The organism is Shigella sonnei (genome assembly GCF_002950395.1).
Taxonomy (GTDB): domain Bacteria; phylum Pseudomonadota; class Gammaproteobacteria; order Enterobacterales; family Enterobacteriaceae; genus ECMA0423.
Map to the genome: position 1 here is coordinate 1,854,571 of NZ_CP026802.1, position 15,364 is coordinate 1,869,934.

The window sequence follows — 15,364 nt, forward strand, 5'->3', positions numbered from 1 at the left end:
AAAACGCCTGCAAGGCAGGCGCTGAAAGAGGCGAATAGTCTACCTGGATTATGGTGAATTGCTACCGCCAGATGTTACAGGGTTTATTCACTCATCGCATCGCGCCAGATCTTGTCAACGATACGTTGCGCCAGCACTGCCTGTTCGCCGGCGGTTTGCAGAACTGTCTGATTTTGCACACATTCAATGAAGTGCCGCGCACAGCCGACAAATCCACGTTGCTCAAGAGTGCTCTGCCAACCAGGAATCGGTTTATGCACTACGCCCTGCCCGCGCTCCTCACGCCATTCGCGCATATCCGTAATGTCGATGAGCGCACCGTCAGTCACGGCCTGCACGGTTTCACGCTGACTTCCGGCACGGCGATGCATACAGGTGGTGATCTGCAAAGGATCGGCCGAAAAATGGTGCTCGGCAAACAGCATTTCGCCAGCGTCGTTAGTCAGTAGCGTACCGCCATCCAGAGAGGCTTTGCCGCCCGACAACCACAGCGCGGTATCCACCACATGCAGATAATCATCCAGCAACGTGAAATAAAGATCGTGTGGCCCGACACTATTGCTACGATGTTTATCCATTCTTAGCGAAGCTGCGGTAGCGAGTTGCGTTTTTAACTCACCGTAGAGTGGTGCGAAACGACGGTTAAAACCGACCATCAACGTCAGTTTTTTCCGCGCCGCCAGTTCCACCAGCCGTTCAGCATCGCGCAGATTTTCTGCCAGCGGTTTATCGACACAGACATGTACACCCGCATTGAGTAACGTACTGACCACGTCAAAGTGGCTGGCGGTGCTGGAATGCACAAAAACCGCATCGCAACTGGCGGCAAGGCTGGATAACGAATCGGCATAAGGAATGCGCCAGCTTTCACAAATTGGCAGGGCTTTCGCGCGCGTAGGCGACCAGGCTCCTTGTAACATCCAGTCAGACGCTGCCGCCAGCACCGGTAACCACGCTTTTTGCGCAATGCCGCCTAATCCCACAACGCCGATACGTAATTTTTTCACTTTAATCTCCCAGATGGGCCAGCAACGAATCAAGACGCTGTTTCAGTTCTGCCACTTCGATTTCCAGGGCTTCGACGCGGGCCTGTAAATCACCATCAACCGCGTTCGACATATCCGTTACCGCCGGCTGATCCTCTACCTCACCACTGAAAAGATGCATGTAGCGGCTTTCGCGTTTACCCGGTTCGCGGGCCAGACGCACCACAAAAGGACCATCTTCGCGATTTGCCAGTTGTTCCAGCGTCGACTCCACTTCCGCCATATCGCTGAATTCATACATTCGCGCGGCGCGGCTGCGCAGTTCACCCGGCGTCTGGGCACCACGCAATAACAACGTGGTGATTAACGCCACTTCCGCTGCGCTCAGTTTCAGATCGCCAAATTCTGAATTACAAAAACGTTGTTCATATTTGGTGACCCGATTACCAAAGCCACTCACCGTGCGCAGATAATGGCGTTTGACCAGATTATCCAGTTGCTCCTGCACTTCAGATTCACTCAGATTCATGACCGGTTCACGGTTCGTTTTCTGATTACAGGCCGTGACTACACCATTGACTGAGAGCGGGTATTGCTCCGGCGTGGTCACCTGCTTTTCCAGCAAGCAACCAATCACGCGAGCTTCAAGGGCAGTAAGTTGATATTTCATGAGATTCTCCTTAGCGGCCGGGCGTCCAGTCTGGGGTAGTTAATGCCGTCAGTACGTGATCGCGCCATTGTCCATCAATCAACAGATAGTCTTTCGCATAGCCTTCTTTTTCAAAACCCAGTCGCGCCAGTAAATCACCGCTGCGTTTATTGTGCGGCATATAATTAGCCATAATGCGATGAATATGTTGGGTGCGCTGCATATAACGAATGGCTGCGGTCAGGGCTTCAAACATGAGTCCTTTGCCCTGCCATTTTTGCCCAATCGAATAACCGAGATAGCAGGCATGAAAAGAGCCACGAACAACATTGGAAAAATTGGCAACGCCAATAATCTCTTTTTCGTCCGGGTCGAATAAGCCAAAGTAGAAAGCTGAACCTTGTTTATGAAATTCGTTAATCATCCCCAGCCTGGCCTGCCAGCCTGATGGATAACAGTGGCTTTCGTCGCGCACTGGCTCCCAGGGCTTGAGGAAATGGCGATTCTCTGCGTAATAATCCGCAAGACGCCAGGCATCACGATCATGCACCAGACGCACGACCAGTCGGTCTGTGGTTAAGCGCACTTTTGGCACGTTACTGCGATAGCCAAACATTCTATACCTACTCCTTCCCGTAACGTCTTTAATACGCTGTAAGTATTACTATACCTGCGCAACCAGACCCTGTGAAAAGTCCAAAATGCCATTTTCTGCATTATTCACATATTTGATAAAAACTCTCTATCAAAGCGACGTTTTGATAAAAAAATATTGTCCCCGAAGTGATGGGAAAAGTCTTAGCGGCAATGCAGAATAGAAAGTGCTCATCTTTTATTTCCCGGGAGGGGAAATGTCCCGCGTATCGCAGGCGAGGAACCTGGGTAAATATTTCCTGCTCATCGATAATATGCTGGTCGTGCTGGGGTTCTTTGTTGTCTTCCCGCTGATCTCTATCCGCTTCGTTGATCAAATGGGCTGGGCCGCCGTCATGGTCGGTATTGCTCTCGGTCTACGCCAGTTTATTCAGCAAGGTCTGGGTATTTTCGGCGGCGCAATTGCCGACCGCTTTGGTGCCAAACCGATGATTGTTACCGGTATGCTGATGCGCGCCGCCGGATTCGCCACAATGGGTATCGCCCACGAACCGTGGCTATTGTGGTTTTCATGCCTGCTCTCGGGACTCGGCGGCACGTTGTTTGATCCGCCGCGTTCGGCGCTGGTGGTGAAACTAATCCGTCCACAACAACGTTGTCGTTTTTTCTCGCTGTTGATGATGCAGGACAGTGCCGGTGCGGTCATTGGCGCATTGTTGGGGAGCTGGCTGTTGCAATACGACTTTCGCCTGGTCTGCGCCACAGGGGCCGTTTTGTTTGTGCTGTGTGCGGCGTTCAATGCGTGGTTGTTACCGGCATGGAAACTCTCCACCGTACGCACGCCCGTTCGCGAAGGCATGACCCGCGTGATGCGTGACAAGCGTTTTGTCACCTATGTCCTGACGCTGGCGGGTTACTACATGCTGGCTGTACAAGTGATGCTGATGCTGCCAATTATGGTCAACGACGTGGCTGGCGCGCCCTCTGCCGTTAAATGGATGTATGCCATTGAAGCGTGTCTGTCGTTAACGTTGCTCTACCCTATCGCCCGCTGGAGTGAAAAGCATTTTCGTCTGGAACACCGGTTGATGGCTGGGCTGTTGATAATGTCATTAAGCATGATGCCGGTGGGCATGGTCAGCGGTCTGCAACAACTTTTCACCCTGATTTGTCTGTTTTATATCGGGTCGATCATTGCCGAGCCTGCGCGTGAAACCTTAAGTGCTTTGCTGGCGGACGCAAGAGCTCGCGGCAGCTATATGGGGTTTAGCCGTCTGGGTCTGGCGATTGGCGGCGCTATTGGTTATATCGGTGGTGGCTGGCTGTTTGACCTGGGCAAATCGGCGCACCAGCCAGAGCTTCCGTGGATGATGCTGGGAATTATTGGCATCTTCACTTTCCTTGCGCTGGGTTGGCAGTTTAGTCAGAAACGCGCAACGCGTCGTTTGCTGGAACGCGACGCCTGATTTGATACTCCCCCCTGACTCCTCCATACTGAAAGTGAACTGACAGCCAAATGGAGGAGTCACGTGAAGCTATACATTTACGATCACTGCCCTTACTGCCTCAAAGCCCGCATGATTTTCGGCCTGAAAAATATCCCCGTCGAATTACATGTTCTGCTCAACGACGACGCAGAAACACCCACCCGGATGGTCGGTCAAAAACAGGTTCCCATTCTGCAAAAAGATGACAGCCGCTATATGCCAGAAAGCATGGATATCGTTCACTATGTCGATAAACTCGACGGCAAACCGTTACTGACCGGCAAACGTTCCCCTGCCATTGAAGAGTGGCTGCGCAAGGTCAATGGCTACGCCAACAAACTGCTGTTGCCGCGTTTTGCCAAATCGGCATTTGATGAGTTTTCTACTCCCGCCGCGCGCAAATATTTCGTCGACAAGAAAGAGGCCAGCGCGGGTAATTTTGCCGACCTGCTGGCCCACTCTGACGGTCTGATTAAGAATATCAGCGATGATTTGCGTGCGCTGGACAAACTGATCGTCAAACCGAACGCCGTGAATGGCGAACTTTCGGAAGATGATATTCAGCTATTTCCGCTACTGCGTAATCTGACGCTGGTAGCCGGAATCAACTGGCCAAGCCGCGTTGCTGATTACCGCGATAATATGGCGAAACAGACACAAATCAATTTGTTATCATCAATGGCGATTTAATCCTGACCCGCCGCGGCAGCCTGTATTCGCGGGTTGCCGCCGTTTTCAGTTTTTTCTGCTGGCGAGTTTATCGCTGGTGACACATGCTGCGTTGTGTCAGGATATTGACGCAGATTTCATGTCGAGGACTACCATGAACAAGTTTTTATTTGCCGCTGCATTGATCGTCAGTGGCCTGCTCGTTGGCTGTAATCAACTCACCCAATACACCATCACCGAACAAGAAATTAACCAGTCGCTTGCGAAACATAATAATTTCTCAAAAGATATCGGTTTACCCGGCGTGGCTGACGCCCATATTGTTCTGACAAACTTGATCAGCCAAATTGGTCGCGAAGAGCCGAATAAGGTTACCCTAACCGGAGACGCCAATCTGGACATGAACTCCCTGTTCGGTAGTCAGAAAGCGACCATGAAACTGAAGCTGAAAGCGCTGCCCGTGTTTGATAAAGAAAAAGGTGCGATCTTCCTGAAAGAGATGGAAGTGGTCGATGCGACGGTACAACCGGAAAAAATGCAAACGGTGATGCAAACGTTGCTTCCCTATTTGAACCAGGCATTACGCAATTACTTTAACCAGCAACCTGCTTACGTCCTGCGCGAAGATGGCAGTCAGGGCGAAGCAATGGCGAAAAAACTGGCGAAAGGCATTGAAGTGAAGCCAGGCGAAATTGTCATTCCGTTTACGGATTAATGACGAGGGCGCATTCGCGCCCTTTATTTTTCGTGCAAAGGAAAACGTTTCCGCTTATCCTTTGTGTCCGGCAAAAACATTCCTTCAGCCGGAGCATAGAGATTAATGACTGCACCATCCCAGGTATTAAAGATCCGCCGCCCAGACGACTGGCACCTTCACCTCCGCGATGGCGACATGTTAAAAACTGTCGTGCCGTATACCAGCGAAATTTATGGACGGGCTATCGTAATGCCCAATCTGGCTCCGCCCGTGACCACAGTTGAGGCTGCCGTGGCGTATCGCCAACGTATTCTTGACGCCGTACCTGCCGGGCACGATTTCACCCCATTGATAACCTGTTATTTAACAGATTCGCTGGATCCTAATGAGCTGGAGCGCGGATTTAATGAAGGCGTGTTCACCGCTGCAAAACTTTACCCGGCAAACGCAACCACTAACTCCAGCCACGGCGTGACGTCAATTGACGCAATCATGCCGGTACTTGAGCGCATGGAAAAAATCGGTATGCCGCTACTGGTGCATGGTGAAGTGACACATGCAGATATCGACATTTTTGATCGTGAAGCGCGCTTTATAGAAAGCGTGATGGAACCTCTGCGCCAGCGCCTGACTGCGCTGAAAGTCGTTTTTGAGCACATCACCACCAAAGATGCTGCCGACTATGTCCGTGACGGAAATGAACGGCTGGCTGCCACCATCACTCCGCAGCATCTGATGTTTAACCGCAACCATATGCTGGTTGGTGGCGTGCGTCCGCACCTGTATTGTTTACCCATCCTCAAACGCAATATTCACCAACAGGCATTGCGTGAACTGGTCGCCAGCGGTTTTAATCGAGTATTCCTCGGTACGGATTCTGCGCCACATGCACGTCATCGCAAAGAGAGCAGTTGCGGCTGCGCGGGCTGCTTCAACGCCCCAACCGCGCTGGGCAGTTACGCTACCGTCTTTGAAGAGATGAATGCTCTGCAGCACTTTGAAGCATTCTGTTCTGTAAACGGCCCGCAGTTCTATGGGTTGCCGGTCAACGACACATTCATCGAACTGGTACGTGAAGAGCAACAGGTTGCTGAAAGCATCGCACTGACTGATGACACCCTGGTGCCATTCCTCGCCGGGGAAACGGTACGCTGGTCCGTTAAACAATAAAAATCGTAGCTTCCTGTTGTCATTAGGTTATTTAACCTGTATAAATAACCAGTATATTCAACAGGGGGCTATTATGCGAATTGAAGTCACCATAGCGAAAACTTCTCCATTGCCAGCTGGGGCTATTGACGCCCTGGCTGGCGAACTTTCCCGCCGTATTCAGTATGCGTTTCCTGATAATGAAGGCCACGTATCGGTACGTTATGCCGCAGCGAATAATTTATCGGTTATTGGCGCAACAAAAGAAGATAAACAGCGCATTAGCGAAATTCTCCAGGAAACGTGGGAAAGCGCCGATGACTGGTTTGTCAGCGAATAATATGCAGTGATTTTTGTTTTTGCCGGGTCGCCCCGGCTTTTTTATTTTACTTACGAATTTTGAGTACAAAATTTCTACACTTCCTCAAAATAATTGCACAATATGCTAAAAAAATATGAATGACATGCTGTTTTATTGTTCATATAAATCTTAAAAGCAGAAATTTATCTGTTCCCCCCTTTAAAAATTCGGTGAATACCCTTACTTATTGGTATACTGAAGTTGCTTCAGATAAAAACGCATTGAACCTCGAATAACGTTGTCTAGTAACACGAATTAGGGGGCCATGATGGAAAAAAATAATGAAGTCATTCAGACTCATCCGCTCGTAGGGTGGGACATCAGCACCGTTGATAGCTATGATGCGCTGATGTTGCGTTTGCACTACCAGACCCCAAATAAGTCCGAGCAGGAAGGGACTGAAGTTGGTCAAACGCTCTGGTTAACCACTGATGTTGCCAGACAATTTATTTCGATATTAGAAGCAGGAATCGCCAAAATTGAATCCGGTGATTTCCAGGTAAACGAGTATCGGCGTCATTAACATGACATGACCATCCACCCAAAAGGCACCTCACCGGTGCCTTTACCATTTCTGGGTTGTATATCTGCATTCAGTTAATTACTCTGCTTAAACCATGAGAGCAGAGAGAAAAAAATGAAATACGATCTCATCATTATTGGCAGCGGTTCCGTAGGCGCTGCCGCCGGGTATTATGCAACCCGCGCCGGTTTAAACGTGCTAATGACCGACGCCCATATGCCACCGCATCAACACGGCAGCCACCACGGCGATACGCGATTAATTCGCCATGCTTATGGTGAAGGCGAAAAGTATGTCCCGCTGGTCCTCCGCGCGCAAACGCTGTGGGATGAACTTTCCCGCCACAACGAAGATGATCCCATTTTTGTACGCTCTGGTGTCATTAACCTCGGCCCGGCTGACTCCGCATTTCTCGCCAACGTCGCCCACAGCGCCGAACAGTGGCAACTCAACGTTGAAAAGCTCGATGCGCAAGGGATTATGGCCCGCTGGCCAGAAATACGCGTCCCGGACAACTACATCGGCTTATTTGAGACTGATTCCGGTTTTTTTGCGCAGCGAACTGGCGATTAAAACCTGGATCCAACTGGCGAAGGAAGCGGGCTGTGCGCAACTGTTCAACTGCCCGGTCACCGCAATTCGTCATGACGATGATGGCGTAACTATTGAAACGGTTGACGGTGAGTATCAGGCGAAAAAAGCGATTGTCTGCGCGGGAACATGGGTAAAAGACCTGCTCCCGGAGCAGCCTGTCCAGCCCGTACGTAAAGTATTTGCCTGGTATCAGGCCGATGGCCGCTATAGCGTGAAGAATAAATTCCCGGCGTTTACCGGTGAACTGCCCAATGGCGATCAATATTATGGTTTTCCGGCAGAAAACGACGCGTTGAAGATTGGCAAACATAACGGAGGCCAGGTTATCCATTCAGCGGATGAACGTGTTCCGTTTGCGGAAGTGGTCAGCGATGGTTCGGAAGCCTTCCCGTTCTTGCGCAATGTATTGCCGGGTATCGGTTGCTGCCTGTACGGCGCTGCCTGCACCTATGATAATTCGCCTGACGAAGATTTTATTATCGATACCCTACCCGGCCACGATAATACACTGCTCATTACCGGCCTGAGTGGGCACGGTTTTAAATTTGCGTCAGTTTTAGGGGAAATAGCTGCCGATTTTGCGCAAGACAAAAAAAGCGATTTTGATTTGACGCCATTCAGGCTTTCCCGCTTCCAATAATCATCATTACGGCCTCCAGAATGAGGCCGTTTTTACAGGAGTATTTAATGCGTCGGCTGTTGCACTATCTCATCAGGTAATGACTCCAACTTATTGATAGTGTTTTATGTTCAGATAATGCCCGATGACTTTGTCATGCAGCTCCACCGATTTTGAGAACGACAGCGACTTCCGTCCCAGCCGTGCCAGGTGCTGCCTCAGATTCAGGTTATGCCGCTCAATTCGCTGCGTATATCGCTTGCTGATTACGTGCAGCTTTCCCTTCAGGCGGGATTCATACAGCGGCCAGCCATCCGTCATCCATATCACCACGTCAAAGGGTGACAGCAGGCTCATAAGACGCCCCAGCGTCGCCATAGTGCGTTCACCGAATACGTGCGCAACAACCGTCTTCCGGAGACTGTCATACGCGTAAAACAGCCAGCGCTGGCGCGATTTAGCCCCGACATAGCCCCACTGTTCGTCCATTTCCGCGCAGACGATGACGTCACTGCCCGGCTGTATGCGCGAGGTTACCGACTGCGGCCTGAGTTTTTTAAGTGACGTAAAATCGTGTTGAGGCCAACGCCCATAATGCGTGCTGTTGCCCGGCATCCAACGCCATTCATGGCCATATCAATGATTTTCTGGTGCGTACCGGGTTGAGAAGCGGTGTAAGTGAACTGCAGTTGCCATGTTTTACGGCAGTGAGAGCAGAGATAGCGCTGATGTCCGGCAGTGCTTTTGCCGTTACGCACCACCCCGTCAGTAGCTGAACAGGAGGGACAGCTGATAGAAACAGAAGCCACTGGAGCACCTCAAAAACACCATCATACACTAAATCAGTAAGTTGGCAGCATCACCCTCTCGCAAATTCGTATTGGATGCACTTATGTCATTCACAAATACCCCTGAACGCTATGGTGTTATATCTGCGGCCTTCCATTGGCTAAGCGCAATTATTGTCTACGGCATGTTTGCTTTAGGTCTGTGGATGGTCACGCTCAGTTATTACGATGGCTGGTATCACAAAGCACCCGAACTGCATAAAAGCATCGGTATTTTGTTAATGATGGGGCTGGTTATTCGCGTTCTGTGGCGTGTCATATCTCCACCGCCGGGTCCGCTGCCGAGTTATTCGCCCATGACTCGTCTTGCCGCAAAGGCTGGACATCTCGCATTGTACCTATTGCTGTTCGCCATCGGCATCAGCGGCTATCTGATCTCAACTGCCGATGGTAAACCGATCAGCGTTTTTGGCTGGTTTGACGTCCCCGCGACCCTTGCCGACGCTGGCGCACAGGCAGACTTTGCCGGTGCCCTGCATTTTTGGCTCGCGTGGAGCGTCGTAGTACTGTCCGTTATGCACGGATTTATGGCCCTGAAGCATCATTTCATCGATAAAGACGACACTCTGAAGCGCATGCTGGGAAAGTCGTCATCTGACTATGGAGTATAAAAAATGAAAAAAAGCCTGCTTGGTTTAACCTTCGCGTCCCTGATGTTCTCTGCCGGTTCAGCGGTTGCCGCCGATTACAAAATTGACAAAGAAGGTCAGCACGCCTTTGTTAATTTCCGCATCCAGCACCTTGGCTATAGCTGGTTATACGGCACCTTTAAAGATTTCGACGGTACTTTTACCTTTGACGAAAAAAATCCGGCTGCCGATAAAGTGAATGTGACAATTAACACCACCAGCGTCGATACTAATCACGCCGAACGCGATAAACATCTTCGCAGTGCAGATTTCCTCAATACCGCAAAATATCCACAGGCAACATTCACCTCCACCAGCGTGAAGAAAGACGGTGACGAACTGGATATTACCGGCGATCTGACGCTGAATGGCGTAACCAAACCCGTCACGCTGGAAGCGAAATTAATTGGTCAGGGCGACGACCCATGGGGTGGTAAACGTGCAGGCTTCGAGGCCGAAGGCAAAATTAAGCTCAAGGACTTCAATATCAAGACAGATTTAGGTCCAGCTTCTCAGGAAGTGGATCTGATTATTTCAGTGGAAGGCGTACAGCAGAAGTAAGCGTGAAATGTTGCCGGATGGCACGCATCCGGCAATGATATTTATTCTGTTGGATCAGGAATGCCCAGTGTTGTATTCAGACGTCCACGAGACTTATTAAAGATCTTATTGCCATTTTCACGTCCTGCCCGACGGCGTCGCTGTTCTTCTGGCGGTAACGCGCTTTCTTCGCAGCAAATCTCACTACAACAACCTTTGTATTTTTCCGCGCATACTGGACACTGAATAAACAGCAGGTGGCAGCCATCATTTTTACAGTTGGTATGGCTGTCGCACGGCGCGCCGCACTGGTGGCAATGCGCGATAATCTCATCCGATATACGTTCGCCCATCCGCTCGTCAAAAACAAAATTTTTGCCAATAAAACGCACCGGCAAGCCCTGCTCGCGCGCCTTACGGGCGTATTCAATAATTCCGCCCTCGATATGCCAGACTTTGTTGAATCCGTTATGTTTCATCCAGGCACTGGCCTTTTCACAACGAATGCCGCCGGTGCAGTACATGACGATTTTTTTATCTTTATGTGCCTGCATCATCTCGACTGCTTTTGGCAGCTGCTCACGGAAGGTATCTGCCGGAATTTCGAGCGCGTTTTCAAAGTGCCCCACTTCATACTCATAGTGGTTACGCATGTCGATAAATAGTGCATCGGGATCGTCAAGCATGGCGTTCACTTCCGCCGCTTGCAGATACTCACCAACATTGCTGGCATCAAAGTGAGGATCGTCAATACCGTCGGCAACAATGCGATCGCGTACCTTCATGCGCAGTACCCAGAAGGATTTCCCGTCATCATCCAACGCGATATTCAGGCGTAAACCCTCTAAAGCCGGGTCGAAGGCATAGAGCTGCGCGCGAAATGTTTCAACATTGCTCGCAGGTACGCTGATTTGCGCGTTAATGCCCTCATGCGCCAGATACACTCGCCCAAAAACATTCAGCGCGGTAAACAGCTGATATAAAGCGTCACGGGTCGCCTTAGGATCGGCGATGTGGAAATACTTGTAAAACGAAATGGTGGTTCGCGGTTCGCTCTCAACCAACATTTTGGCTTTTAACGCGTCGTTGGAAATGCGGTTGTGTAACACTGGCATGGTGTACGGTTCCTGCGAGATGGGAAAGTAAAAATCCGCGGCATGATATAGCAATTATCGATAATTAACATCCACACATTTTACGCTACATTTGCGCATTAAAAATTATTTGTTATTTACAAGCGCGGCAATTTCGCCCAGTCTTCAGCCACAAATTTTGGTTGCGGGCGAAAAAATGCGACAATACATACAATTGCCCGAATAGGTTGAAAAACAGGATTGATATGACGAATCTACCCAAGTTCTCCACCGCACTGCTTCATCCGCGTTATTGGTTAACCTGGTTGGGTATTGGCGTACTTTGGTTAGTCGTGCAATTGCCCTACCCGGTTATCTACCGCCTCGGTTGTGGATTAGGAAAACTGGCGTTACGTTTTATGAAACGACGCGCAAAAATTGTGCATCGCAACCTGGAACTGTGCTTCCCGGAAATGAGCGAACAAGAACGCCGTAAAATGGTGGTGAAGAATTTCGAATCCGTTGGCATGGGACTGATGGAAACCGGTATGGCGTGGTTCTGGCCGGACCGCCGAATCGCCCGCTGGACGGAAGTGATCGGCATGGAACACATTCGTGACGTGCAGGCGCAAAAACGCGGCATCCTGTTAGTTGGCATCCATTTTCTGACACTGGAACTGGGCGCGCGGCAGTTTGGTATGCAGGAACCGGGGATTGGCGTTTACCGCCCGAACGATAATCCACTGATTGACTGGCTACAAACCTGGGGCCGTTTGCGCTCAAATAAATCGATGCTCGACCGCAAAGATTTAAAAGGCATGATTAAAGCCCTGAAAAAAGGCGAAGTGGTCTGGTACGCACCGGATCATGATTACGGCCCGCGCTCAAGCGTTTTCGTCCCGTTATTTGCCGTTGAGCAGGCTGCGACCACGACCGGAACCTGGATGCTGGCACGGATGTCCGGCGCATGTCTGGTGCCCTTCGTTCCACGCCGTAAGCCAGATGGCAAAGGGTATCAATTGATTATGCTGCCGCCAGAGTGTTCTCCGCCACTGGATGATGCCGAAACTACCGCCGCGTGGATGAACAAAGTGGTCGAAAAATGCATCATGATGGCACCAGAGCAGTATATGTGGTTACACCGTCGCTTTAAAACACGCCCGGAAGGCGTTCCTTCACGCTATTAAATCTCCCCTGCCGGATGCTTCAGAATGGCATCCGGCATTACCACAGCAAATCCCCCTGATTTAGCGATAAAAGCTCTCTGGATTGCGCCCCCTGGAAGTCGGGCGCATAATTAGTGTGCTTATCTTTTCTTCTTATGTTCACCGCGCCTGGCGCACCAACAGCGGATTGCTATGTCACCCTGTGGAAATGACACCCCTATAAACTGGAAACGAAACCTGATCGTCGCCTGGCTAGGCTGTTTTCTTACCGGTGCCGCCTTCAGTCTGGTAATGCCCTTCTTACCCCTCTACGTTGAGCAGCTTGGCGTTACCGGTCACTCCGCCCTGAATATGTGGTCCGGTATTGTCTTCAGTATAATACCTTCCTAAATACACTACCTGAGAGAAGAGATGAAAAGAGCTATCAGCTACATGAGGTTTTCAACTGAGAAGCAGATAAAAGGGGACTCTATACGAAGACAGTCTAAGCTGGTCACTGACTGGTTATCAAAGAACCCTGATTACTGAGGTGTACTGGCAATAGCGGACACTACCATTTGTTCTTTTTTTAAGCAGCCATCTGATGATATTTTTCCCTGAAGGCTGCCGGGGAGATATTCCCCAGACGAGAGTGACGACGCTGACGATTGTAGAAAATCTCAATGTATTCCCGTATTACTGAGATGGCTTCATCCCGGTTATTAAAACGATAGTGGCTCAGGCTCTCATTTTTCAGCGTTCCCCAGAAGCTTTCCATCGGAGCGTTGTCGTAACAGTTACCTTTACGCGACATTGATGTTTTCAGACCAGACTGCTCCTGTATGACCCGGTAATCGTATGCGCAGTACTGTGAACCTCGATCAGAGTGGTGGATTAGCCCGGCAGGTGGGCGCTGGCTCCTGAGCGCCATAAACAGGGCTTTACCTGTCAGCTCTTTTGTCATGCGCTCTCCCATGGCGTAGCCGACAATTTCGCACGTATAAACATCTTTGATGCCAGCGAGGTACAACCATCCCTCCTGTGTGGCAACATACGTCAGGTCCGCCACCCAGACCTGATTTGGTGCTGTAGGAGCGAACGTCTGGTTCAGCAGATTTGGCGCAACTGGCAGATTGTGGTTCGAGTTCGTAGTCGCTCTGAACTTGCGTTTCTGCTTACAGCGTAGCCTTAGCTCCTTACGAAGACGTGCCAGTCGGTCACTAGACTGGCCCCCTGAATCTCCAGACAACCAGTATCACTTAAATAAGTGATAGTCTTAATACTAGTTTTTAGACTAGTCATTGGAGTACAGATGATTGATGTCTTAGGGCCGGAGAAACGCAGACGGCGTACCACACAGGAAAAGATCGCAATTGTTCAGCAGAGCTTTGAACCGGGGATGACGGTCTCCCTCGTTGCCCGGCAACATGGTGTAGCAGCCAGCCAGTTATTTCTCTGGCGTAAGCAATACCAGGAAGGAAGTCTTACTGCTGTCGCCGCCGGAGAACAGGTTGTTCCTGCCTCTGAACTTGCTGCCGCCATGAAGCAGATTAAAGAACTCCAGCGCCTGCTCGGCAAGAAAACGATGGAAAATGAACTCCTCAAAGAAGCCGTTGAATATGGACGGGCAAAAAAGTGGATAGCGCACGCGCCCTTATTGCCCGGGGATGGGGAGTAAGCTTAGTCAGCCGTTGTCTCCGGGTGTCGCGTGCGCAGTTGCACGTCATTCTCAGACGAACCGATGACTGGATGGATGGCCGCCGCAGTCGTCACACTGATGATACGGATGTGCTTCTCCGTATACACCATGTTATCGGAGAGCTGCCCACGTATGGTTATCGTCGGGTATGGGCGCTGCTTCGCAGACAGGCAGAACTTGATGGTATGCCTGCGATCAATGCCAAACGTGTTTACCGGATCATGCGCCAGAATGCGCTGTTGCTTGAGCGAAAACCTGCTGTACCGCCATCGAAACGGGCACATACAGGCAGAGTGGCCGTGAAAGAAAGCAATCAGCGATGGTGCTCTGACGGGTTCGAGTTCTGCTGTGATAACGGAGAGAGACTGCGTGTCACGTTCGCGCTGGACTGCTGTGATCGTGAGGCACTGCACTGGGCGGTGACTACCGGCGGCTTCAACAGTGAAACAGTACAGGACGTCATGCTGGGAGCGGTGGAACGCCGCTTCGGCAACGATCTTCCGTCGTCTCCAGTGGAGTGGCTGACGGATAATGGTTCATGCTACCGGGCTAATGAAACACGCCAGTTCGCCCGGATGTTGGGACTTGAACCGAAGAACACGGCGGTGCGGAGTCCGGAGAGTAACGGAATAGCAGAGAGCTTCGTGAAAACGATAAAGCGTGACTACATCAGTATCATGCCCAAACCAGACGGGTTAACGGCAGCAAAGAACCTTGCAGAGGCGTTCGAGCATTATAACGAATGGCATCCGCATAGTGCGCTGGGTTATCGCTCGCCACGGGAATATCTGCGGCAGCGGGCTTGTAATGGGTTAAGTGATAACAGATGTCTGGAAATATAGGGGCAAATCCATTTACAGACACCTTCTAAGTTATTACAATACCTCTATCCTCGTTCTTCGGTTGTTACTCGTCTTTTTATTGAGTACCTTAGAAGATAGTGTAACTCTCACTAAGAACCCAAGAACATGTGACCCAGAGCGAAGCGACAAGGTTTTAGGTTAAAAAGCATACTCTGTTTTAACAGCTATATTTAATAAATAGCACGAATTGCTAAAGACAAAGGTATTGACAAACTGCTAGTACAAACTGCTAGTATTGA

15 protein-coding genes and 3 pseudogenes are annotated in these 15,364 nt (G+C 50.4%); 12 read left to right on the plus strand and 6 right to left on the minus strand.

What is annotated here, in order from left to right; all coding sequences use genetic code 11:
* Nucleotides 1-83 precede the first annotated feature (83 nt).
* Genes C1P89_RS09995 through rimJ form a run of 3 tightly spaced genes read right to left on the minus strand, consistent with a single transcriptional unit; the run spans nt 84 to nt 2,251 of the window.
* A complete protein-coding gene (locus C1P89_RS09995; protein WP_000736123.1) occupies nt 84-1,007 on the minus strand; it encodes a Gfo/Idh/MocA family protein in 924 nt (307 codons plus the stop codon).
* 1 nt (nt 1,008) lies between these two features.
* Nucleotides 1,009-1,656, minus strand: coding sequence for a YceH family protein (locus C1P89_RS10000; protein ID WP_000877116.1), 648 nt, complete (start codon nt 1,654-1,656; stop codon nt 1,009-1,011).
* A 10-nt stretch (nt 1,657-1,666) separates the two neighbouring features.
* On the minus strand, nt 1,667-2,251 hold the full coding sequence (gene rimJ, locus C1P89_RS10005; RefSeq protein WP_000468186.1) for a ribosomal protein S5-alanine N-acetyltransferase: 585 nt from the start codon (nt 2,249-2,251) through the stop codon (nt 1,667-1,669).
* A gap of 235 nt (nt 2,252-2,486) precedes the next feature.
* Here rimJ and mdtH point away from each other — a divergent pair, with 235 nt between their 5' ends.
* The 7 genes and pseudogenes from mdtH to solA all read left to right on the plus strand — a co-directional run bounded on the left by mdtH (nt 2,487) and on the right by solA (nt 8,349).
* A complete protein-coding gene (gene mdtH, locus C1P89_RS10010) occupies nt 2,487-3,695 on the plus strand; it encodes a multidrug efflux MFS transporter MdtH (RefSeq protein ID WP_000092189.1) in 1,209 nt (402 codons plus the stop codon).
* Between the two features lie 63 nt (nt 3,696-3,758).
* A complete protein-coding gene (gene grxB, locus C1P89_RS10015; protein ID WP_000780912.1) occupies nt 3,759-4,406 on the plus strand; it encodes a glutaredoxin 2 in 648 nt (215 codons plus the stop codon).
* 133 nt (nt 4,407-4,539) lie between these two features.
* Entirely contained in the window at nt 4,540-5,100 is a 561-nt protein-coding gene (locus tag C1P89_RS10020) for a lipoprotein (RefSeq protein WP_005145817.1), read from the plus strand.
* A 105-nt stretch (nt 5,101-5,205) separates the two neighbouring features.
* Complete coding sequence (gene pyrC / locus C1P89_RS10025; RefSeq protein WP_000126529.1) at nt 5,206-6,252, plus strand: dihydroorotase; 1,047 nt, start codon at nt 5,206-5,208, stop codon at nt 6,250-6,252.
* A gap of 73 nt (nt 6,253-6,325) precedes the next feature.
* Entirely contained in the window at nt 6,326-6,571 is a 246-nt protein-coding gene (dinI, locus tag C1P89_RS10030) for a DNA damage-inducible protein I (RefSeq protein ID WP_001217754.1), read from the plus strand.
* Nucleotides 6,572-6,860: 289 nt separating this feature from the next.
* Nucleotides 6,861-7,115 (plus strand): biofilm formation regulator BssS, encoded by a 255-nt coding sequence (bssS, locus tag C1P89_RS10035; protein WP_000414438.1) that lies wholly within the window; start codon nt 6,861-6,863, stop codon nt 7,113-7,115.
* Nucleotides 7,116-7,229: 114 nt separating this feature from the next.
* Nucleotides 7,230-8,349, plus strand: a pseudogene (gene solA, locus C1P89_RS10040) (N-methyl-L-tryptophan oxidase).
* Between the two features lie 90 nt (nt 8,350-8,439).
* Here the strand turns inward: solA and C1P89_RS10045 are convergent.
* Nucleotides 8,440-9,137, minus strand: a protein-coding gene (locus C1P89_RS10045) for an IS1-like element IS1A family transposase (RefSeq protein WP_094096600.1) whose coding sequence is annotated in 2 segments (ribosomal slippage) — nt 8,440-8,888 and nt 8,888-9,137 — 699 coding nt in all. Because the reading frame shifts where the segments join, the coding sequence is not laid out codon by codon here.
* Between the two features lie 83 nt (nt 9,138-9,220).
* Here C1P89_RS10045 and C1P89_RS10050 point away from each other — a divergent pair.
* Nucleotides 9,221-9,787 (plus strand): cytochrome b, encoded by a 567-nt coding sequence (locus C1P89_RS10050; protein ID WP_000011108.1) that lies wholly within the window; start codon nt 9,221-9,223, stop codon nt 9,785-9,787.
* 3 nt (nt 9,788-9,790) lie between these two features.
* Nucleotides 9,791-10,366 carry a YceI family protein gene (locus C1P89_RS10055; protein ID WP_000749261.1) on the plus strand — a complete coding sequence of 192 codons (576 nt, stop codon included), beginning with the start codon at nt 9,791-9,793 and terminating at the stop codon, nt 10,364-10,366.
* A 41-nt stretch (nt 10,367-10,407) separates the two neighbouring features.
* Here C1P89_RS10055 and trhO read toward each other — a convergent pair whose 3' ends face one another.
* Nucleotides 10,408-11,460: an oxygen-dependent tRNA uridine(34) hydroxylase TrhO gene (gene trhO / locus C1P89_RS10060; RefSeq protein ID WP_005139946.1), complete on the minus strand. Its 1,053-nt coding sequence runs from the start codon at nt 11,458-11,460 to the stop codon at nt 10,408-10,410.
* Nucleotides 11,461-11,684: 224 nt separating this feature from the next.
* Here trhO and lpxL point away from each other — a divergent pair, with 224 nt between their 5' ends.
* Together lpxL and C1P89_RS10070 are read left to right on the plus strand one after the other, a co-directional pair.
* Nucleotides 11,685-12,605, plus strand: coding sequence for a kdo(2)-lipid IV(A) lauroyltransferase (gene lpxL, locus C1P89_RS10065; protein WP_000183364.1), 921 nt, complete (start codon nt 11,685-11,687; stop codon nt 12,603-12,605).
* 171 nt (nt 12,606-12,776) lie between these two features.
* Nucleotides 12,777-12,962 (plus strand): annotated as a pseudogene (locus C1P89_RS10070) (multidrug transporter); the annotation flags it as partial.
* Nucleotides 12,963-13,152: 190 nt separating this feature from the next.
* Here C1P89_RS10070 and C1P89_RS10075 read toward each other — a convergent pair.
* Nucleotides 13,153-13,782 (minus strand): annotated as a pseudogene (locus tag C1P89_RS10075) (IS3-like element IS600 family transposase); the annotation flags it as partial.
* A 93-nt stretch (nt 13,783-13,875) separates the two neighbouring features.
* Here C1P89_RS10075 and C1P89_RS10080 point away from each other — a divergent pair.
* A protein-coding gene (locus C1P89_RS10080) for an IS3-like element IS2 family transposase (protein ID WP_088895425.1) occupies nt 13,876-15,104 on the plus strand; the annotation gives its coding sequence in 2 pieces (ribosomal slippage) (nt 13,876-14,191 and nt 14,191-15,104; 1,230 coding nt in all).
* Nucleotides 15,105-15,364 lie beyond the last annotated feature (260 nt).